This is a genomic window from Massilia sp. H6, assembly GCF_024802625.1.
Lineage (GTDB): Bacteria > Pseudomonadota > Gammaproteobacteria > Burkholderiales > Burkholderiaceae_D > Telluria.
This window is the reverse complement of record NZ_CP103371.1, coordinates 486,826-507,379: the sequence shown is the minus strand read 5'-3', so window position 1 is coordinate 507,379 and position 20,554 is coordinate 486,826. Positions and strand designations below refer to the sequence as shown.

The window sequence follows — 20,554 nt, the reverse complement described above, 5'->3', positions numbered from 1 at the left end:
GCTCACTTTATTGCTGCGGCAGGTCGAGGTCGTGCTGCGGGGTCGCATCGACCTCGCGCATCGCTTCGTCGATCCAGCGCGCCACCGCCGGGTGGGCCAGCACACGCTCGCAATACGCCTGCAGCGCCGGCGCGAGCGCCACGCCATAGGTCTTGAAACGGCACACCACTGGCGCATAGAAGGCGTCGGCGATCGAGAACTCGCCGAACAGGAAGCGGTGGTGTCCGTAGCGCGACAAGCAGTCTTCCCAGATCTCGCAGATGCGGCCGATGTCGGCCTGGGCGCCCGGCGTGCGGCCGCGGCCCGGCAGCCGGGCCTGGATATTCATCGACATTGCGCTGCGCAGCTCGCCAAAGCCCGAGTGCATCTCGGCCACGATAGAGCGCGCCATCGCGCGTGCGGCCACGTCTTGCGGCCACATGGGCTTGTCATGAAACTGCTCGGCCAGGTATTCGGTGATCGCCAGGCTGTCCCAGATGGTGATCTCGCCGGCCAGCAGCACCGGGACGCGCCCGGCGTGCGAAAAGCGCGCGATGTTGGTAGAAGTATCGGGCTGGTCGAGCAGCACGCGCACTTCGGTGAAGGGGATGCCGAATGCAACCGCGGCCACCCAGGGCCGCATCGACCACGACGACACGTTCTTGTTGCCGATTACCAGCGTCAAGCCGGGCTGGCGCGCCTGGTCGAGGGTGGTGGTCAGGGTCGGGTCGAGGTCGATGGTCTGCATGGTTTCCTGTGGTCGAAGCGGTGAGCGAAAGTGCCGGTAAAGGCCGGGTAAAGACCGGCCAACTACCGGCCCGCGCGCGCACGGTAGTCGTCGAGACCCTTGCCTGTGCCCAGGTAGTGCGGCGCAACGGCCTCGATGGAGGTGAGCTTGATTCCCAGCGCCTCGGCTGTCAAGACACCTGTTTGCTTTTGGACCACATTATCGGTTTTCATCGAATCGAGATTATCGCGGCTGATGACAGGCTCGCCCGGCAGCAGCTCGAACAGCCTCGCCTGCAGGCGCGCCACCGAGTCTGGCAGGCCCAGCACGTGGCGTTCGTGGCCGGCATAGCGCCCGGCCAGGCGCACCAGCTCGGCCAGGGTATAGACCTGCGGGCCGCCCAGCTCGATCGTGGCGCCGGCGGTGTGCGGGTCGCGCAGTGCAGCCGCAAAAGCGGCGGCCACGTCGCCCACGTACACCGGCTGGAAGCGGGCGCCGCTGCCGGCCAGCGGCACCAGCGGCAGGTAGCGCTGGAGCGAAGCGAACATGGTCAGGAAATGGTCGCCTTCGCCGAACACCACCGAGGGGCGGAAGATGGTGGCCGCTACCCGCGGCTGGCTGCGCGCGGCCAGTTCGCCATCGCCCTTGGAGCGCTGGTACATAGAGGGGCCGGCGCTGTCCGCACCCAGGGCGCTCATGTGCAGGTAGCGCGCCACGCCCACGTCGGCGCAGGCCGCGGCGATGCGGCGCGGCAGGTCGACGTGCAGCTTGCGAAAGCCCGGGCCATAGGGGGTGCCATGGCCGCCATGCAGCACCCCGACCAGGTTGATGGCGGCATCGCGTCCGGCCAGCAGGCGGCGCAGGGTGGCGTCGTCGTGGATGTCGGCCACCTCGAGGTCGAGGTAGGGCAAGGTGCTCAGGTGCTTGGCGCTTTCATAGTGGCGCGTCGGCACCAGTGTGTTGACGCCGTCTTCGGCAAGGCGTGCGAGCAGGTGCCCGCCGATGAAGCCGGTAGCACCGAATACCACCACGTTCAGGTCGCGCATGGCATTGTCCTTGGCAGGATCAGGGAAGAATGGCGGTGCGTTCGCGCGGCTGCACATAGCCCAGGCGCGCCTTGAGCGATTGCGGCTTTTGCTCGAATACGGCGGCGTAATTGGTGGCGTTGGCCATCACGTTGCGCACATAGCCGCGCGTTTCCGAGAACGGAATACTCTCGACAAAGATGGCCCCCTCCATCGGCTGCTCGAGCACGCCGCGCCAGTTGCGTGCCCGTGAAGGCCCGGCGTTGTAGGCGGCGGTGGCCAGGATCTGGTTGCCGTCGAAGTTTCCTAATACCATGTTCATGTAGTTGGCGCCGAGTGTGATATTGGTACGCAAGTCGTTGAGCATGCTTTGAACAAAGTTATCCATTCCAATTTTGCCTGCCACCCATTTGGCAGTGGCCGGCATCACCTGCATCAGGCCGGAAGCGCCAACGCCGGAGCGCGCATCGGTAATGAAACGCGATTCCTGGCGAATCAGGCCATAGACCCAGGCCTGGTCAAGGCCCAGGCCCTGCGCGGTCGGCTGCAATACCTCGAAATGGGGTGCCGGGAAACGTTGTCCGTAGTCGAGCTCGGTGCGCGTGCGCAGCGAGGTCTCGACCATGCGATCGAGCAAATCATTGCGGCGCGCGAGTTCTCCGGCGGCCAGCAACTGACGTTCAGACATGCCGCGCAGCGCCCAGTTCCATTCGCGGTTGCCTTCCGCGCGCAGGCGCAAGGCGTAGAACTTCAGCGCGCGCTGCAGGCTCGGGTTGGCGCCGGCCTGGGCCAGCTCGTTTGCGCTGACAGGCAGCACGGGGGGCGGCACCGAAATCGTGCGGCCTAGCTCTTCCATTGCAAGCTGGCCATAGAAATGGTGCGGGACGGCGATCCGCTCGAACAGTGCGGTCGCTTCCAGCATCTTGCCTTCGTGCTTGTCGGCGCGGCCCAGCCAATAGGTCCAGGAGCCGTCGGCGCGCAGCCAGGCCGGCATTGCCTCGATGGTGGCGCGCACTGTCTTCCAGTCACCGCTGCGCAGGGCGATGCGGGTTTTCCACTGCTGTTGTTCGCTGGTCAGCGCGACCCCATCGGTGCGCTGCCAATAGAGGGGGGCCTCGGGCGCCAGCACGATCGAGGCGGCATGGGCAATCCCGGCCCAGCCGATCGCGCGTTCTTCGCGCCCCAGGTTCGGACTATTTTTTTCCAGCGCAACCGCGGCGAGCTTGATGCTGGTGCGCGCCATGCGGCCGATCGCCACCAGGTAGATCGCACGTTCGGCCCGCGTATCGCCGACGCCGCGCGCCATGGCGACTGCTGGCACGTCGACTGCCTGCCCCGCGCGCGCGTCGGAGGCGCCAAGCAGCGCCGCCGCGCGCCGCGCCGGGCCGGTGGCATTGGCTTCGCCGGCGATGCGCAGCTGCCACAGTAGATCGTCCTGGGTGAACTGGCCCCCCTGGGACAGCTGCGCGATCAGCGCGGCACAGGCTTCGCCGTAGTTGTCGGGGTTGAGCAGCAGCGCGCGCGCCTCGGTGGCGACCTGCTCGCCGCGGCTGGCGCGCGCCAGCAGCGCGTAGCAGCGCACCTGCAGCTCGCCACCGCCCTGCGGACCCAGTTCGCGCTCGAAGCCGGCCCAGTCGCGGCGCCGCCCCATCTCGAGCAGCCAGTCGCTGCGCAGGCGCTCGGCGGCCGCGCTGCCGTCGTGGCGCCGCAGCACCTCGCGCACTTCCTCGGCCGTGGCGTCGCGCAAGCGGGGTTTCAGACGATAATAGTCGACATAGGATGCCAGCGGATAATTCGGCAGGCGCGCGGCCAGGACATTGGCGCGCGCCGCGTCGTTCTGGCGCGCCGCTTCGCGCAGCAGCAAGAAGGTGTCGTCATCGGCCTGGACATCCTGGGCTGCCGCGCCAGGTACGGCGGGCGCAGCCGGAACCGGCGCGCTCGTCCGGGCGGCGTCAGGCAGGGCTTGGGCTTGGGCGTTACCGACAGTAAACGTCCACGAAGCAAGCACAAGGGCAAGGGCACCCGGCACGGAACCGGTCGTCAATTTTGATTGAACCATCTACAACTTTCACTCTACGCTGCATACAAACATGACCGGCGAATCAAGAATATCACGCGCATCGCGCCAGCTGCCAGGGCTGGAAGCGCCACCCGACAAACCACTGTTGCGCCGCACCCTCAAGGAGCGGCGCCGCGCCATCGCGCCGGACCTCAAGCGCGCCTGGGACGCGCGCATCGGTGCGCGCGTGCTGGCCTGGTCACGGGCAAATCCGTCGGGTTCACTGGCAGTATATTGGCCGCTCGAAGGCGAACCCGACTTGGGTGCAGCGTACGCGGAATTGGCCGGGGAAGGCGTACGGCTGGCCTTGCCTATCGTATTGGCGCGCGACGCGGCGCTCGGCTTCGCCGCCTGGATGCCCGGCGAGCCGACCGTGGCCGACAGCATGGGCCTGGCGGTACCGGCCGATTTGCGCATGGTCGCGCGGCCGCAGGCCCTGCTCATTCCTTGCCTGGGGTTTAATGCGCAGGGCTACCGACTGGGCTATGGAGGCGGATTCTACGACCGCACGCTCGCGCCCGAGCCGCGCCCCAGGACGCTGGGGGTGGCCTATTCATCCCAGCTCGTGGAATTCGATCTGAATGAATATGACATCCCCCTCGATGAGATCATGACGGAATCGTAGCGTCGATTACTTCACCAGCCTTTGCCAGATCGCCGTGGTCGCCACGGCCTGGTTCATGCTGTAGAAGTGCAACCCCGGCGCGCCACCGGCCAGCAGGCGTTCGCACAGCGCCGTGACCACGTCCAGCCCGAAGGCCTTGATCGAAGCCGAATCGTCGCCGAAGCTGGCCAGCTTGACGCGCACCCAGCGCGGGATCTCGGCGCCGCACATGTCCGAGAAACGCAGCAGCTGGGTCGTGTTCGTGATCGGCATGATGCCTGCTACGACCGGCACGTCGACGCCCAGCTTGCGGGCGTTGTCGACGAACTGGAAATACGCGTCGGCATTGTAGAAATACTGCGTGATCGCGGCATCCGCGCCCGCCTGGATCTTGCGTGCAAAGGCTTGCAGGTCGTCTTGCGGCGAGCGTGCCTGCGGGTGCATTTCCGGATAAGCCGCCACTTCGATGTGGAACCAGTCGCCGGTTTCTTGCCGGATGAACTCGACCAGCTCGCTGGCGTAACGGAACTCGCCGGCACCGCCATAGCCGCTTGGCAGGTCGCCACGCAACGCCACCAGGCGGCGAATGCCGGCATCCTGGAACTGGCGCAGGATCGCGCGCAGCGACTCGCGGGTGCCGCCGACGCAGGACAGGTGCGGCGCGGCCTCGAAACCTTCGGACTTGATCTCGAGCACGGTCTGCAGCGTGCCCTGCTGGGTCGTGCCGCCGGCGCCGAAGGTCACCGAAAAATACTTCGGCGCGAGCAGCGCCAGCTTCTGGCGCACGAGGCGCAATTTCTCGGCGCCTTCGTCGGTCTTGGGCGGGAAAAATTCGATACTAAAATTATGCGATTCCATCTTTATCTCTAAGGAGCAAGGTAGCGAGCGCCCACGAAATGATGCTGTACAGGATGGCGGCGATAAAGGCCGATCCGAATCCGGCTACTGCGAAGCCGTCGATATACCGGGCGACCACCCAGAACAGGAAGGCATTGATGACCAGGATGAACAGGCCCAGCGAGATGACCGTCACTGGCAGCGTCAGGATCACCAGGAGCGGGCGGATCAGGGTATTGACCAGCCCCAGCACGAGCGCGGCGATCAGCGCGGTCGTGAAGGTGGACACGGAAACGGACGACATCAGGTATGGCAGGGCCATCAGGGCGGCGGCGTTGATCAGCCAGGTGACGAGCAGGCGCATTGCTTCGGCTTTCGTGGTACGCGGGCGCATCGGTCTGGATACGCCCGGCTGTTGAAAAAACGGGCGCTGTCAACAGCGCCCGCGTCAATTAGTTACCGATCAGTAACGGTAGTGGTCCGGCTTGTAGGGACCCGCCTGGCTCACCGAGATATAGGCAGCCTGCTCTTCGGTCAGCTCGGTCAGCTGCGCGTTAAGCTTGCGCAGTTGCAGGCGCGCGACTTTCTCGTCCAGGTGCTTCGGCAGCGTGTAGACACCGACCGGATACTGGGCGGTGTTGACGAACAGCTCGATCTGGGCAATGGTCTGGTTCGCGAACGATGAGCTCATCACGTACGACGGGTGACCGGTGCCGCAGCCCAGGTTCACCAGGCGGCCTTCGGCCAGCAAGATAATGCGCTTGCCATCCGGGAAGATCACATGGTCGACCTGGGGCTTGATGTTGTCCCACTCATATTTCTTGAGCGCGGCAACTTCGATTTCGTTGTCGAAGTGGCCGATGTTGCAGACAATCGCCTGGTCTTTCATCTTGAGCATGTGCTGCTCGGTGATGACGTGATAGTTGCCGGTGCAGGTGACAAAGATGTCGCCGTGTTCGGCCGCGTAATCCATGGTCACGACGCGGTAGCCTTCCATCGCCGCCTGCAGTGCGCAGATCGGGTCGATTTCGGTGACCCATACCTGGGCCGACAGCGCGCGCATGGCCTGGGCCGAGCCCTTGCCCACGTCGCCGTAGCCGGCGATGACGGCGACCTTGCCGGCGATCATGACGTCGGTGGCGCGCTTGATGCCATCGACCAGCGATTCGCGGCAGCCGTACAGGTTGTCGAACTTCGACTTGGTGACCGAATCGTTGACGTTAATGGCCGGGAAGGCCAGCTTGCCTTCGAGGTGCATCTGGTACAGGCGGTGCACGCCGGTGGTGGTTTCCTCGGTCACGCCCAGGATGCATGGCAGGCGCTTGGAATACCACGACGGATCACGTGCGAGACGTCCCTTGATCGAGTTGAACAGGCAGATTTCTTCTTCCGAACCTGGCTTGTCCAGCACCGAGATATCCTGCTCGGCGCGCACGCCCAGGTGCAGCAGCAGGGTTGCATCGCCGCCATCGTCGAGGATCATGTTGGCGTGATTGTCCGACGGCCATTCAAAGATGCGGTGGGTGTATTCCCAGTATTCGTCCAGGGTTTCGCCCTTGACCGCAAACACCGGCGTGCCGACTGCAGCGATCGCGGCGGCGGCGTGGTCTTGCGTCGAGTAGATGTTGCACGATGCCCAGCGCACGTCGGCGCCCAGGGCTTCCAGGGTACGGATCAGGACCGCGGTCTGGATGGTCATGTGCAGCGAACCGGCAATGCGCGCGCCCTTGAGCGGCTGGGCGGTGGCGTATTCTTCGCGAATCGCCATCAGGCCCGGCATTTCGGTTTCTGCAATACGGATTTCCTTCTCGCCCCAGGCTGCCAGGGAGATGTCGGCGATATGGAAGTCTTTGAGATCTTTAAGTACGGCGCTCATCACGCGCTCCTTTCAATGGGTTGAAAAAAGATACGTGAGCGCGGTGTTGATATCCGAGCCTGGCGAAGAACAATGTCTTCGTCGCAACGCTCCTCGGAATGCGCAAGTTTAACACGACTGTGGGCGCGATGCGAGAGGTGCTGGCCCTTGCAGTCCGGGTCAAGCCGAGGTCAGTGCTTCCTGTTCGCGCGCCATGGCACCTGCCTGCGCCAGTGGCAGGCTGATGTCGAAGGTACTGCCGCGGCCGATGCCCTCGCTTGCCGCCAGCACGGTCCCGCCGTGTAGTTCAAGCAGGCTCTTGACGAGTGCCAGCCCCAGCCCGAGGCCGCCATGCTGGCGATCCGACGACGTTTCGGCCTGCACGTACAGGTCGAACAGATGGGGCAGCAGCTCAGGGGCGATCCCCTGGCCATTGTCGGCAACACGCAGCGCGCAGCGTCCGCCCTGCTCTTCCAGCGTCAATGCAATCTGGCCGCCCGGCCCGGTGTAGCGGATGGCATTGCCGAGCAAATTGCCAATGACCTGGACCAGGCGCGTCGCATCGCCGTCGACCATGCACGCGGTAGCAGGCAACGTCAGGTCGACCCGCTGGTCCTTGCGCTGGGCTGCCGGCATGATCTGCTCGATGGCGGCGTGTACCACGTCGCGCATGTCGACTTCGGCCTGGACTATCGAAATGAGCCCGCGGCTGACACGCGAGACGTCGAGCAAGTCTTCCACCAGGCGGCTCATGTGGCTCACTTGCCGGCTAATAAGGTCGCTCAGGCTGATGGTCTGGGGCGCAGCCTCGGGATGCTGCTTGAGCAGTTGAGCCGCCATCGACGCCGCCGACAGCGGACCGCGCAGCTCGTGGCTCAGCATCGACAGGAATTCGTTTTTCTGGCGGTCCGCGGACATCAGCGATGCCGCTTTTTCATTGAGCTGGTGATTGAGTTGCTCGACCCGCTCATTGGTCTGTTCCAGCCGGCGCGACACCTCGACCAGCTCGTCCTGGCGCTCTTGCAGGGCGGCCAGTGCATCGGTCAGTTCGCGATTCTGGTGATGGGCTTCGGACAGCGCTACATTGCTCGGCAGGGAAACCCCGGCCATGCCCTGCGCGACTTCGACGGCCGATACCATGCGGGCATTGGCCGGCAGCCGCTTGGTCAGCACGATGCGGGTGCCGCAATTGCCGGTCGTGATGTCGCAGGTATCCATGAAACGGCGCGCCGCCAGCAACCCGCTGCCGGCGAGCTGGTCCACCGAATCGCCGCGCGCGAGCAGGCGGTCCAAGCCTTCGATGCCCGGCCCCGCATCTTCGATCACGACCACCAGCGTCTGCGCTCCCGCCATGCCGGCCAGGGAAAAGCCCACCTTGCCCTCGAGCGCATAGCTGAACACGTTGCGTGCCAGCTCGGACACTGCCGTGGCGATGCGCGCCTGGTCGTGCGAGCTGAAACCGCAAGCGGTCGCGATCTGGCGCGCCCGTTGCCGTGAGGCGATGACGTCCAGTTCGCACGCAATACTGGAGCTGAAGATAGGGTGTTGCATGTGCCTTTCGGGTAACCAGGCGGGCCAGCGATGGATCGCGCGGCACAGCTGCGCGTATCGATCAATGCTCAGACGCAATGAAAAATCGGATTATGCAACAGTGTTCGGAGGAATACAGCATAGTTTGTTCCGAAATGTAACTTTAGAACAACGCTGCCGTGGTCCCGGGCTAGGGTGCCTGGGGGGGGACCGTCGTGCGCGCCGCCGGTAGCCGGCTGCGGGGAAGGATACAGAAATACGATAACTGCTTGGCGGATGACGGCATCCGCCAAGCTCGACGCCGGCTTAGGCCAGGCCTGCCTCGGCCCGCAGCAGCGCTGCCTTGTCGGTGCGCTCCCAGGTGAATTCTGGCTCTTCACGGCCAAAGTGACCATAGGCAGCGGTCTTGGCGTAGATCGGGCGCAGCAGGTCGAGCATCTGGACGATGCCTTTCGGGCGCAGGTCGAAATGTTCCATGACCAGCTGGGCGATCTTGTCGTCTGGAATCACGCCGGTGCCTTCGGTGTAGACGGTGATGTTGATCGGACGCGCCACGCCGATCGCGTAGCTGACCTGCACCTGGCACTGGCGCGCCAGGCCGGCGGCCACGACGTTCTTGGCGACATAGCGCGCCGCGTAGGCTGCCGAACGGTCGACCTTGGTAGGATCCTTGCCGGAGAACGCGCCACCGCCATGGGGAGCTGCGCCACCATAGGTATCGACAATGATCTTGCGTCCGGTCAGGCCGCAATCGCCCTGCGGACCGCCGATGACGAAGCGGCCGGTCGGGTTAACCAGGTATTTGGTGCCCTCGAGCCACTCGCGCGGCAGGATCGGCTTGATGATTTCCTCGATCACCGCTTCTTCGATCTGCGAATGCGTCACGTCCGGATGGTGCTGGGTCGACAACACAACGGTGTCGACCGCGACCGGACGGCCATTGACGTAGCGCAGGGTGACCTGCGACTTGGCATCCGGGCGCAGCCAGGCCAGGCGGCCGTCCTTGCGCAGCTGCGACTGGCGCTCGACCAGGCGGTGCGCGTAATAAATTGCAGCCGGCATCAGTTCTGGGGTTTCGTCGCAGGCATAGCCGAACATCAGGCCCTGGTCGCCCGCTCCCTGGTCGAGGTCGAGGCCCGCGCCTTCGTTCACGCCCTGGGCGATGTCGGGCGACTGCTTGTCGTAGCAGACCATCACCGCGCAACCTTTATAGTCGATGCCGAAATCGGTGTTGTCGTAGCCGATGCGCTTGATGGTGTTACGCGCCACGGTGATGTAGTCGACGTTGGCATGGGTGGTGATTTCACCTGCCAGCACCACCAGGCCGGTATTGCACAGGGTTTCGGCGGCGACGCGCGCGCGCGGGTCCTGTTCCAGGACGGCATCGAGGATGGCGTCGGAAATCTGGTCGGCGACCTTGTCGGGATGGCCTTCCGAGACGGATTCGGAAGTGAAGAGATAGTCGTTGGACATGAAGGCTCCGGTTACTTTGTATAGGTGTATACATGCCGCAGCAACGGGTGCCTGCGACGCTTTAGCGACATTTATATTCCGCTTCGCAAGTTGTCTATTAACTCGGCGGATCCTGCATTCGGTGGTATTTTACGCTTCCTTCGAGAATTTTGCTGGTGCAAGCCTCGTTCCTTTCAAATCTGGTCAATCGCATGTTAGTTATTTTATTCCGTGCACTATCGGTATTTCCATTACCGGTTTTGCACGTCCTTGGGTCTGGCCTCGGCTGGCTGGTCTACCTGCTTTCTTCTTCGTATCGGCGGCGCCTGCGCGCCAACCTGGCACAAGCCGGCTACGAAGGCCACTTGCGTGCGGCCGTGGCGGAATCGGGCAAGGCGATCATCGAACTGGCCTTTGTCTGGTGCGCGCGGCCCGAGCGCGTGGCGCGCCATGCCAGCGTCGAAAACTGGCAACTGGTGCAGCAAGGCCTCGATGCCGGGCGCGGCATTGTGTTCCTGACTCCGCACCTGGGCTGCTTCGAAATGACGGCGCAGCAGATTGCGCTCAAGACCGCGCTGACCGTCATGTACCGCCCCCCGCGCAAGAGCGCGCTCAAACCCCTGGTCGAAGGCGCCCGTGCGCGCCACAACCTGCATCTGGCGCCGGCCACGCTCAGCGGCGTGCGCATTCTGGCCAAGACCCTGAAGGGCGGCCAGCCAATCGGCTTGCTTCCGGACCAGGTGCCACAGGAAGGCGAAGGCGTCTGGGCGCCCTGGTTCGGGCGCAGCGCCTACACCATGACGCTCCCCAGCAAGCTGGCCCAGCTGGGCAAGGCGGATATTGTGCTGGTGTATGCCGAGCGCCTGCCGCGCGGCGCCGGCTATGTCGTGCGCTTCGTTCCGTTCGAGGGTGACCTGTCAGGCCCGGCGGCCCAACAGGCAGCCGAAATCAATCGCGCCATGGAGCAGTTGATTGCACGCTGCCCGGCGCAGTATTTCTGGAGCTATAACCGCTATAAGCAGCCGGACGGCGTGGCCGCGCCAGAAAGCGGAGCCGCGGCATGAGGGTCTTGCTTGGTTTTATGTGGCTGCTGCATTTCTTGCCGCTACCCATCCTGAGTCGCTTGGGCGAAGCCGTCGGCAGCCTGATGTTCGTGGTGCTGGGCAAGCGCCGCCGCATCGCGCTGACCAACTTGCGCCTGTGCTTCCCCGAGAAGTCCGAGTCCGAGCGCCATGTGCTTGCGAAACAGCATTTCCGCGCCTATGCGCGCAGCATCTTCGAGCGCGCGATCCTGTGGTGGGCGCCGAAAGCGCGCGTGCGGAAACTCATCCATGTGGAGCCGGCAGTGCCGCAGGCGGCGATGGAAGACGGCCCGACCATCCTGCTGTGCCCACACTTCGTCTGCCTCGACGTGGCAGGCGTGGCTGCGCGGGTCATTCCGGTGTGCAGCATGTATGTGCCGCAAAAGAATGCCGCATTCGATGCGCTGCTGCGCCACGGGCGCGAACGTTACGGACCGGTGCGGCTGGTGACGCGCAAGGAAGGCATCAAGCCGATCCTGCGCGCGCTGCGCGACGGCCTGCCGTATTTCATGCTGCCAGACATGGATTTTGGCGCGAAGGATGCCGAGTTCGTGCCCTTCTTTGGCATTCCGGCAGCAACGCTCACCGCACTGGGGCGCATCGCGGCGACTACCGGCGCCAAGGTGATCCCGGTGGTCGCCACCTATCTGCCCAATTACCAGGGCTGGCGCGTGCGCTTTTACCCGGCGTGGGAAAATTATCCGGGCGACGACATGGTCGAGGCGACCCGCCGCATGAACGCCTTTATCGAGGAACGCGCGCGCGAAGCGCCAGCTGAATACTTCTGGACCCACAAGCGCTTCAAGACCCGCCCGCCAGGAGAAGCCTCGTTCTACGAGTGAGCCAGGGGCCGCTGGACTATCCTGCAGCCCGTCTTCTTTTAGCATTTGAACTGAGCATCGCCATGAAATTGAAATTTACCAAGATGCACGGCGCCGGCAACGACTTTATCGTCGTCGACGCGATCCACCAGCAAGTGTCGCTGAGCACGGAGCAATGGCGGCGCCTGGCCGACCGCCGCTTCGGCATCGGCGCCGATCAGATCCTGGTGGTCGAACGGCCCAGCGGCAACGGCTGCGACTTCCGCTACCGCATCTTCAACAGCGACGGCGGCGAAGTCGAACAATGCGGCAATGGCGCGCGCGCTTTTGCGCGTTTCGTCAGCGACAAGGGATTGTCGAGCGAGCGCAGCATCCGCGTCGAAACCATGAAAGGCATCATCGCACCTCGGCTCGAAGACGATGGCAGCGTCACGGTCGACATGGGCGCCCCGCTGCTGGAACCGGCGGCGGTTCCTTTCGACAGCGCTGGCTTGGGCGGCTGGGCCGAAGGCGAGGACACGACCTGGCCGCTGCCGGTGAACGGCAAGACGGTCTTCGTATCGGTGGTTTCGATGGGCAACCCGCACGCAGTGCAGGTGGTCGCCGACGTCGACAGCGCGCCGGTAGAGCAGACCGGCCCGGCGATCGAGGCGCATCCGCGCTTTCCGCAGCGGGTCAACGCCGGCTACATGCAAGTGGTCGATCGCCACCATATCCGCCTGCGCGTCTACGAGCGCGGCGCCGGCGAAACGCTCGCTTGCGGCACCGGCGCCTGCGCCGCGGTCGTGGCCGGCATCCGCCGCGGCTTGCTCGATTCCCCGGTTCAGGTATCGGCCCGCGGCGGAGAGCTCGGTGTTGCCTGGGCCGGTGACGGCCAGCCGGTATATCTGAGCGGACCTGCGGTCACTGTCTTCGAAGGCGAAGTCGATATCTGAGCATCGGCTCGACCGGGGCTACCAGCTGCTGCGACGTCCGGAATATTTAGGCGGCCAGATCGAAATCGGCCTGCGCCTCGTGGCCTTGCTTGCCGTCGCCAGGCGACGCGCCCACTAGCGTGCGCAGCCGATACAGGCGCTGCCGGTAGTTGCCTTCGGGGCCGGACGGGCCAGCATCGATCCCGCCGAACAGGCGCGTAATGCGGTCGAGCAATTCTCGTTCGGCTTGCGTCTCGACCAGCACCAGGCGGCGCTTGCTGCGGCCATAGCTGGCGCGGATGTCGATCACCAGGCAATGCCCGTGGTCTGCCGCCACGACGTCGAGCAGCAGGGCCTCGGCGCGTGAGAGCCTGAACTGCGTGGCCAGCTCCAGGCGCGCCGCCAGCAGCGGATGCGCGCGGGCGAGGTGGGGGTGACGGGCCAGCAGCAGGCCGGTGTCGACATAGGCCGGGGCGGACAGCCGCGGCGCGATCTTGCGCAGCAGTGCGGCCGCCTCGGCGCAGCCCTGGGCGGCCGCCTTTTGCAGCCAGTACGCGGCGCGCACATCGTTGCTTTCGTTCTCGCGGCGCGCGCGCCAGGCGTGATGGCCACATTCGAGCTGGGCGTCGCGGTAACCCATGTCGGCCGCGCGCTCGAGGTAGCGCTGGGCGTCACCGACGTTACGCTGCGAAAATTCGGGCTTGATATAGATACGCGACAGCGCATACCAGGCCTGGGCCAGTCCCTGCTCGCCCGCCAGCGTCAGCCACCGGATCGCTTTCTTGAAATTGGCGGCGCCACCGCCGCTGTCGTTGGCGATGCGACGACCGTCGAGGTCCATGCGGGCGCAGCGCAGCCCCAGCGCCAGCTGGGCATGGCGGTCATGCTCGGCCGCAGCAAGCTCGAAGAAGCACAGGGGCTCGCCGGGCGCCGGTGCAAGGGCGCGTTCGCCGCCGGGGACGCCGCCGGGCTCGCCGCTGAATTCGCTACTGCATTTGCTACCGTCGAGCAGGCGCGCGACGCGTGAGAGCAGCGCGATGTCGCCCGGCGCCAGCCGCTGCAACCCGTCCTGGGCCGCGGCGGCCTGTACGAGAGCGCGCGCCAGCGGCAGCGCGCGCGCCAGGAAATCGGCCCGCTGTCCGCTCGTCCAGGCCTGCTCGAGCATTGCATGCTGGGCTTCAGGCCGATCGGCGTCGGCCGCGCGCTGGCGCCCGTCCCGCGTCGGCGGCTGCGCCGCGGCGAGTCCCCTGACCTCAGCGACTACGGGCACCGGCTTGGCATGCTGGCGCGCCAGCAGCTGCTGCGCCTCGGGAAAGCCGGCGCGCGCCGCATCTTCGAGCGCGCGCAGCGCCTTGGCGCTGTCTGGCGCGCCCGGCACTGGCCTGCTCAATACCAGTTGGGCGAATACCAGTCCGGCGTACACGCTGCCGTCGTCATAGGCGCGCTCGTACCAGGGCGCGAGTGCTTGCGCGCCGGGTTGCGCCAGTTCGAGGGGAATGTGATTGCCGATCAGTTGCCAGGCCTGGCGACAATCTTGCCGGGCGGCGCGCTCGAGCCAGTGCAGCGCCGTCGGCAGGCTCTGCGGCAGACCGGCACTGCCGAACAGGTAGAGCTTGCCCAGCTCGAGCTGGGCGGCAGCCTGCCCGGCGCGTGCATTGCGGATGATCGCCAGTTCTTCGCGGTTAGCCATGGTGAGGTTTCATGGATGGATGTCGGCCAGCACGGCGAAACTGGCACGGATAAAAGCATGCTGTTGCACCGCCGTGCACTGGATGAGAGCAGAGTCTAAGCCGCCTGCCTGGCCATTCCGATTCAATCCTCTTCTTCCTTGAGACGGCGCAAACGCTTTCCTGCGCAACGCGGTCTTTTGCTTAGAAAAAATTGTTAATTCCTGTGTCAGGTACGTTTCAAAAATACAACAGCACGAATCGAATTATTGGCTTTCAACCAAGTGCGAACGTCATAATTGATGGAACCGTTAATCTTGATAACTCAAGTAAATTATGGTGAAGATGGTCTTGGCACCCGCAATTGCGTCTCGATGCCAGGACGATCGGGAATCGTCAAGCAAAGAAAAAAAGGATTAGAAACAATGAAACACTCCCTCATGGCCGTGGCACTGCTAGGCGCATTCGCCGGCGTGGCGCAAGCACAAACCGCCGTCCAGATCTATGGCACCATCGACGCTGGCATCATCAAGCGTAGTGGCGAGTCCCTGAACATCGGCAAGCGTGCTTCGAACACCCTCGGATTCAAAGGGACCGAAGACCTGGGCAATGGCCTCAAGGCACTGTTCCAGTTAGAAATGCGTTACGAGCCAGACACCGGCACCAATGAGATTGGCAGCAACGGCCGCCAGCGTCCGCTGTTCCAGGGCCAGTCGCGCGTCGGCCTGCAGGGCGATTTCGGCATCGTCCGCATCGGTCGCGGCCTGACCCCCTACCACGAAACCATCGGCGCCTTCGACCCATTCCACGCTTCGCCGAGCCCGGCTGGCTTCTGGACCGACCTGAGCGTCGCCGGCTACACCTCGCAGCCGCTCGACGTGGCCGGCTACTCGAACAACCGCTTCTCGAACGCCGCCTGGTACAACTCGCCGATCATCAGCGGTGTCCAGCTCAATACCGCGATCGCGACCAAGGAAGGCGGCGGCGGCCCCGCCGTGATTGGCCGCGGCAGCCTGGCCAACCCGCAGTACCCGGCAGCGGCCGAGGCATCGGCCAATCCGTTCTCGATCAGCGGCACCTACAACAATGGCCCGGCCGCCTTCATGGCAGCCTACGAGCGCAATGCCATCGAATCGAAGGTCTGGTCGGTCGGCGCGTCGTTCGCCGCCACCCCGGAACTGAAGCTGATGGGCACCTACTCCGAGCAAGACCAGGAACACAGCCGCATCGCCAATGCCACCACCAAGGCATGGGTGCTGGGCGCGAACTACACGATGGGTCCGGGCAAGGTACTGGCCGGTTATGGCCAGAAAGATGTCGACGGTCTGCAAAAGGTCAAGCAACTGTCGTTGGGCTATGAGTACAGCCTGTCGAAGCGTACCTACCTGTATATCGACGCGTCGCGCAAAAAGGGCATCAACGCCCTGCAATCGAGCGTCAACCATTACGATGTCGGCGTGAACCACTCGTTCTAAGTTTCAGCGAACCGGCGCGGGCCTCGGCCCGGCAAGAGGGGGCGGACATGGGCAACCATGGCCGCCCTTGTTATGTCGAGCACTACCCTACCGGCATCAAATTCTGTAGTATTTAAGCAACGACAATGGCTTGGGCGGTCTGCGCTGTGTTCATTGCCTGTACAGCTCGCCAAACCAGTGGCATATTGGCAGTCGAGTAATCAAACGCTCGTTCGCAAAATTACATTGGAGATACAATGAAGAAGAGTATTCTGGCCGCGCTGCTCGGCACCTGTTTCGCAACTTCCGCCGTCGCACAGTCGAGCGTGCAAATCTACGGCATCGCCGACGCAGGCGTGATGTTCCAAAAGGGCGGCCCGACCAAAATCTTCAGCGGCGGCGCCGACGGATCGCGCCTCGGCTTCAAGGGCACCGAAGACATCGGTAACGGCTACAAGGCGATCTTCAACCTCGAAGCACGCATCGAACTCGACACCGGCACCCAGCAGCCGACCCTGATGAACGACAACCCAGGCACTTACCTGCTGCGTGGCATGAATGGCATTCCGCCGACGATCCTGTCGCGCCTGCAGAACCTGCTCCAGCCGCCAGGCGGCCCGGCCGTCAACCAGGAACGCGCACTGTTCGACCGTACCGCGATGGTTGGCCTGATTACCCCGGTCGGCGCCGTCTTGCTCGGCCGCATGTACACCCCGGGTTATGAAGTCTTCAACATGGCCGACACCTTCGAGTCCGGCACTGCCGGCCAGTGGGGCCACATCACCGGCGGTACCGCCGGTTTCACCGCGCTGGGCGCCGACATTCGCTCGCAGGAAGCCATCCAGTACCGCATCGCACTGCCAAACGGCATCGGCGGCTCGGTGATGTACGGTCCGAAGGGTTCGGGCTACCTCGGCCGTTACAACAAGTTCCGCGCCGGCGCGATCACCTACAAGGCCAATGGCTTCGACGTTGGCGTGGGCTACAACCACGGCTACGACCAGCAAGACCGTCCGAGCCTGCGCACCACCACCGTCGGTGGTTCGTACACGATGAACCAGTTCAAGTTCTTCGCCGGTTTCCACAGCCAGCGCAACACCAACTCGGCACTGCTGGCCGATTACATCGGCGGTTGGGACGCTGGCGTGGCGCCGGTCCTGGCCCAGCAGGGCGTGCCTGCGGCTAACCAGGCTGCACTGCGCGGCATCTTCGTGCGTGCGATCACCGCCAACACCCAGCAAGACGCCAACAGCTACCAGGTCGGCCTGCACTACAACCTGGGCAGCGGCCGCATCATGACCTCGTACGCACACCAGAACGACCGCACCTCGTCGAACAGCGATGCGGACCTGTTCGCACTGGGCTACGATCACTTCCTGTCGAAGCGCACCGACATCTACACCGTCGCCGCCATCATCAAGAACCAGAACGACGGCCAGTATGCACCGGGCACCGCCGGCAATCCAGGCGGCTTCACCAAGCGTCCGGGCGAAGACGGCCGCGCCCTGCAGGTCGGCATCCGCCACCGCTTCTAAGAGTTTTTACTCTTGGCAAAAAAGACGCCCGCGGGCGTCTTTTCTTTTTGTCGCTAAGCCACGCCGGCCGCACGGCTAGCTCTCAGGTAAAATGAGCGCCGGATTCCCTCACCTTCGACCACATTCATGACCACTGACACGCTTGACGCCAACGCCGTCGCCCAATACCTCCTGGACCATCCGCAATTCTTCGAGGAGCACGCCGGCCTGCTGGGTGAAGTTAAGCTGTCGAGCCCGCTGACCGGGCGCGCGGTGTCGCTGCAAGAGCGTCAGATGGAGGTCATGCGAGACAAGTACCGCGTGCTGGAACTGCGCCTGTCCGACCTGACCCGGCGCGCCGAGGAAAACCACGCGATCGCCAACCGGTTCCATGCCTGGAACCAGGCCCTGCTCGGCTCCGAAGGCGGCGCCGCGATGGCGCGCGACCTGGTCGACGCGCTGCGCACCGAATTCATGGTGCCGCAAGTCACGCTGCGCCTGTGGAACCTGGCACCCGAGCATGCAGATGCCTGGTTCGCCGCTGGCGTGTCAAGCGACGCCCGCTTGTTCGCGGCTGGGCTGCGCGCCCCGTACTGCGGACTGAACAATGATTTCGAAGCCGTGCGCTGGCTCGACGATCCGGCCGCGGTGCGTTCGACCGTGCTGATGCCGCTGCAGGCACATGGCAAGACCTTCGGCCTGCTGGTGCTGGGCGCGCCCGACGCCGACCGCTTCACCGCGACAATGGCAACCGATTTCCTGGCCCACATTGCCGCCACCGCCAGCACGGCGCTGGCGCCGCTGCGCGCTTGAACCCATGACTGCGGCGCCGCAGCTGTCGCACAACGATACGCCGGCACGCTACCTGGGCCAGCTGGCCACCCAGCGCCAGCTCTCGCCGCACACGGTCGCCGCCTACCGCCGCGACCTGCTCGAACTGGCCACCCTGGCCGGCCATGACGACTGGGCGCGCCTGACCCACCACGACATCCGCCGCTTCGCCGCCAAACTGCATGCCGGCGGCCAGTCGGCGCGCACCATCGCGCGCAAGCTGTCCGGCTGGCGCGGCTTCTATGCATGGCTGTCGGGCCAGGTCGCGCTGGCGGCCAATCCGGTCGACGGCGTGCGCGCGCCGCGCCGCCCCAAGACCCTGCCCAAGGCGCTGTCGGTAGACGCCGCCGTGCAGTTGATGGAGGCCAATGCCCACGGTCATCCCGAGCCGGCCGAGCTGTGCGACCGTGCGATGTTCGAATTGCTGTACTCGAGCGGCCTACGGGTGTCGGAACTTGCCAGCCTCGACATGGCCTATACCGAAGGCGGCAATGGCATTGACGCCTCGCTCGGCTGGTTCGATGCGCAGGCCGGCGAGGTCGTGGTAACCGGCAAGGGCCGGCGCATGCGGCGCGTGCCAGTCGGCGCCCAGGCGCGGGCGGCGCTCGCCGCCTGGCTGGCGGTGCGTCCGGCTGCGCGCGATGGCGGCGCGGCGCTGTTCCTGTCGGCGCGCGCCACCCGCATTACCCCGCGCGTGGTGCAAACCCGCCTGAACAAGCACGCGCTGCGGGCCGGCACGCCGGTGCACGTGCATCCGCATGTGCTGCGCCACTCGTTCGCGTCGCACCTGTTGCAATCGTCGGGCGACCTGCGCGCGGTGCAAGAATTGCTCGGCCATGCCAGCATCACCTCGACCCAGGTCTATACGTCGCTCGACTTCCAGCACCTGGCAGCCGTCTATGATCGGGCCCATCCGCGTGCCAAAAGCAAATAGACGGTCCAAGTAGTGCGGGAGTGTGGCAGCGATGTGATCTGCATCATGACGCCACACGGGTTGATAGTGATGCGACACGAAATACGGCATAATCGCCCGATTCTCGGCCCCGCTATGGGCCCAACCAGATACACGGCGAACATGGAACCCATTCCCAGCACCATCCTCACCGGCTTCCTCGGTGCCGGCAAGACCACCCTCCTCAACCGCATCCTGCACGAGGATCACGGCCTGCGCATCGCGGTCATCGAGAACGAATTCGGGCAAGAGAACATCGACAACGAGATCCTGGTGCGCGATACCGGCGAGCAAATCGTGGAGATGAACAACGGCTGCATCTGCTGCACCGTGCGCGGCGACCTGATCGTGGCGCTCAACAGCCTGGCCCAGAAGCGCGCCGCTGGCGAGATCAGTTTCGATCGCGTCGTCATTGAAACCACCGGCCTGGCCAATCCCGGCCCGGTGGCGCAGACTTTCTTCGTCGACGAAGAAGTGGGCGCTAACTACATGCTCGATGCGGTGGTCACCGTCGTCGATGCGCGCCACGCCATGATGCAACTGGACCAGCACGAAGAAGCCCAGCGCCAGGTCGGTTTTGCCGACAAGATCCTGCTCTCGAAAACCGACCTGGTCGATGCCGCCGCGGTCGATGCGCTCAAGAGCCGCCTGCGCCGCATCAACCCGCGCGCACCAATTGCCCACAGCGACTTCGGCCGCGCGCCGATCTCTGACGTGCTCGACCTACGCGGCTTCAACCTGAACGACAAGCTCGAACTCGATCCGGAATTCCTGGGCGCCAGTGAGGCGCACGCTCCGGAGCACGAACACGCTCATGGCGAAGGATGCGGCCACGACCATGTCCACAGCGACGCCTGTACCACCCACGACCACCATCATGGCCACCACAGCGACGACATCGCTGCCTTCGTGTTCAAGAACGAGCGCGCCTTCGACCCCGAGCGACTTGATCAATTTTTGGGCAGTATGGTCCAGGTTTTTGGTCCGCAGATGCTGCGTTACAAGGGCGTGCTGTCGATGGCTGGCGCCGAGCGCAAGGTGGTATTCCAAGGCGTGCATCAAATCATGGGCAGCGACCTCGGGGCAAAGTGGGGCGATGAAGAAACGCGTGGCAGCAAAATGGTGTTTATTGGTAAAAATTTACCGAAAGACGTATTTATCCGCGGACTCGAACAGTGTTTGGTATAAACTACATCAGTTTTGCGGGCCGGCCAGGGCCCGTTTGACGACCTGCCACGAACGTCTCTGGCA

18 protein-coding genes and 1 riboswitch are annotated in these 20,554 nt (G+C 64.4%); of the genes, 9 read left to right on the top strand and 9 right to left on the bottom strand.

The window, feature by feature from the left end:
- Nucleotides 1-7 precede the first annotated feature (7 nt).
- The 3 genes from NRS07_RS02285 to NRS07_RS02275 form a co-directional block, all read right to left on the bottom strand.
- On the bottom strand, nt 8-727 hold the full coding sequence (locus NRS07_RS02285) for a glutathione S-transferase family protein (protein ID WP_259210802.1): 720 nt from the start codon (nt 725-727) through the stop codon (nt 8-10).
- A 62-nt stretch (nt 728-789) separates the two neighbouring features.
- Complete coding sequence (locus tag NRS07_RS02280; protein WP_259210801.1) at nt 790-1,752, bottom strand: complex I NDUFA9 subunit family protein; 963 nt, start codon at nt 1,750-1,752, stop codon at nt 790-792.
- A gap of 19 nt (nt 1,753-1,771) precedes the next feature.
- Entirely contained in the window at nt 1,772-3,790 is a 2,019-nt protein-coding gene (locus NRS07_RS02275; protein ID WP_259210799.1) for a lytic transglycosylase domain-containing protein, read from the bottom strand.
- A 31-nt stretch (nt 3,791-3,821) separates the two neighbouring features.
- Here NRS07_RS02275 and NRS07_RS02270 point away from each other — a divergent pair, with 31 nt between their 5' ends.
- Nucleotides 3,822-4,415, top strand: coding sequence for a 5-formyltetrahydrofolate cyclo-ligase (locus NRS07_RS02270; RefSeq protein ID WP_259210798.1), 594 nt, complete (start codon nt 3,822-3,824; stop codon nt 4,413-4,415).
- 6 nt (nt 4,416-4,421) lie between these two features.
- Here the strand turns inward: NRS07_RS02270 and metF are convergent, their stop codons facing one another.
- From metF to metK, 5 genes are all read right to left on the bottom strand, one after another.
- A complete protein-coding gene (metF, locus tag NRS07_RS02265; protein ID WP_259210797.1) occupies nt 4,422-5,252 on the bottom strand; it encodes a methylenetetrahydrofolate reductase [NAD(P)H] in 831 nt (276 codons plus the stop codon).
- The gene (locus NRS07_RS02260; RefSeq protein ID WP_259210796.1) at nt 5,239-5,595 is read right to left on the bottom strand and encodes a phage holin family protein; all 357 of its coding nucleotides are present in this window, start codon (nt 5,593-5,595) and stop codon (nt 5,239-5,241) included. Before NRS07_RS02260 ends, metF begins: the two co-directional genes overlap by 14 nt.
- Before the next feature lie 99 nt (nt 5,596-5,694).
- Nucleotides 5,695-7,107 carry an adenosylhomocysteinase gene (gene ahcY / locus NRS07_RS02255; protein WP_259210795.1) on the bottom strand — a complete coding sequence of 471 codons (1,413 nt, stop codon included), beginning with the start codon at nt 7,105-7,107 and terminating at the stop codon, nt 5,695-5,697.
- Nucleotides 7,108-7,136: 29 nt separating this feature from the next.
- Nucleotides 7,137-7,208: riboswitch (S-adenosyl-L-homocysteine riboswitch) on the bottom strand.
- Nucleotides 7,209-7,266: 58 nt separating this feature from the next.
- Nucleotides 7,267-8,637, bottom strand: a complete 1,371-nt coding sequence (locus NRS07_RS02250; RefSeq protein ID WP_259210794.1) for a sensor histidine kinase — start codon at nt 8,635-8,637, stop codon at nt 7,267-7,269.
- Between the two features lie 285 nt (nt 8,638-8,922).
- On the bottom strand, nt 8,923-10,089 hold the full coding sequence (gene metK / locus NRS07_RS02245; RefSeq protein ID WP_259210793.1) for a methionine adenosyltransferase: 1,167 nt from the start codon (nt 10,087-10,089) through the stop codon (nt 8,923-8,925).
- A 191-nt stretch (nt 10,090-10,280) separates the two neighbouring features.
- On the opposite strand from metK, the gene NRS07_RS02240 reads away from it, so the two are divergent.
- From NRS07_RS02240 to dapF, 3 genes are all read left to right on the top strand, one after another.
- The gene (locus NRS07_RS02240) at nt 10,281-11,132 is read left to right on the top strand and encodes a lysophospholipid acyltransferase family protein (RefSeq protein ID WP_259210792.1); all 852 of its coding nucleotides are present in this window, start codon (nt 10,281-10,283) and stop codon (nt 11,130-11,132) included.
- The gene (locus NRS07_RS02235; protein ID WP_259210790.1) at nt 11,129-11,992 is read left to right on the top strand and encodes a lipid A biosynthesis acyltransferase; all 864 of its coding nucleotides are present in this window, start codon (nt 11,129-11,131) and stop codon (nt 11,990-11,992) included. Before NRS07_RS02240 ends, NRS07_RS02235 begins: the two co-directional genes overlap by 4 nt.
- 62 nt (nt 11,993-12,054) lie before the next feature.
- Nucleotides 12,055-12,906 (top strand): diaminopimelate epimerase, encoded by an 852-nt coding sequence (gene dapF, locus NRS07_RS02230; protein WP_259210788.1) that lies wholly within the window; start codon nt 12,055-12,057, stop codon nt 12,904-12,906.
- Between the two features lie 46 nt (nt 12,907-12,952).
- Here dapF and NRS07_RS02225 read toward each other — a convergent pair whose 3' ends face one another.
- A complete protein-coding gene (locus tag NRS07_RS02225) occupies nt 12,953-14,575 on the bottom strand; it encodes a hypothetical protein (RefSeq protein WP_259210786.1) in 1,623 nt (540 codons plus the stop codon).
- 402 nt (nt 14,576-14,977) lie between these two features.
- On the opposite strand from NRS07_RS02225, the gene NRS07_RS02220 reads away from it, so the two are divergent.
- The 5 genes from NRS07_RS02220 to NRS07_RS02200 all read left to right on the top strand — a co-directional run bounded on the left by NRS07_RS02220 (nt 14,978) and on the right by NRS07_RS02200 (nt 20,491).
- The gene (locus tag NRS07_RS02220) at nt 14,978-16,027 is read left to right on the top strand and encodes a porin (RefSeq protein ID WP_259210785.1); all 1,050 of its coding nucleotides are present in this window, start codon (nt 14,978-14,980) and stop codon (nt 16,025-16,027) included.
- 236 nt (nt 16,028-16,263) lie between these two features.
- Nucleotides 16,264-17,541, top strand: coding sequence for a porin (locus NRS07_RS02215; RefSeq protein WP_259210784.1), 1,278 nt, complete (start codon nt 16,264-16,266; stop codon nt 17,539-17,541).
- A gap of 126 nt (nt 17,542-17,667) precedes the next feature.
- Nucleotides 17,668-18,333, top strand: coding sequence for a DUF484 family protein (locus tag NRS07_RS02210; RefSeq protein ID WP_259210783.1), 666 nt, complete (start codon nt 17,668-17,670; stop codon nt 18,331-18,333).
- 4 nt (nt 18,334-18,337) lie between these two features.
- Complete coding sequence (gene xerC, locus NRS07_RS02205) at nt 18,338-19,285, top strand: tyrosine recombinase XerC (RefSeq protein ID WP_259210782.1); 948 nt, start codon at nt 18,338-18,340, stop codon at nt 19,283-19,285.
- 141 nt (nt 19,286-19,426) lie between these two features.
- Nucleotides 19,427-20,491 (top strand): GTP-binding protein, encoded by a 1,065-nt coding sequence (locus NRS07_RS02200; RefSeq protein WP_259210781.1) that lies wholly within the window; start codon nt 19,427-19,429, stop codon nt 20,489-20,491.
- Nucleotides 20,492-20,554 lie beyond the last annotated feature (63 nt).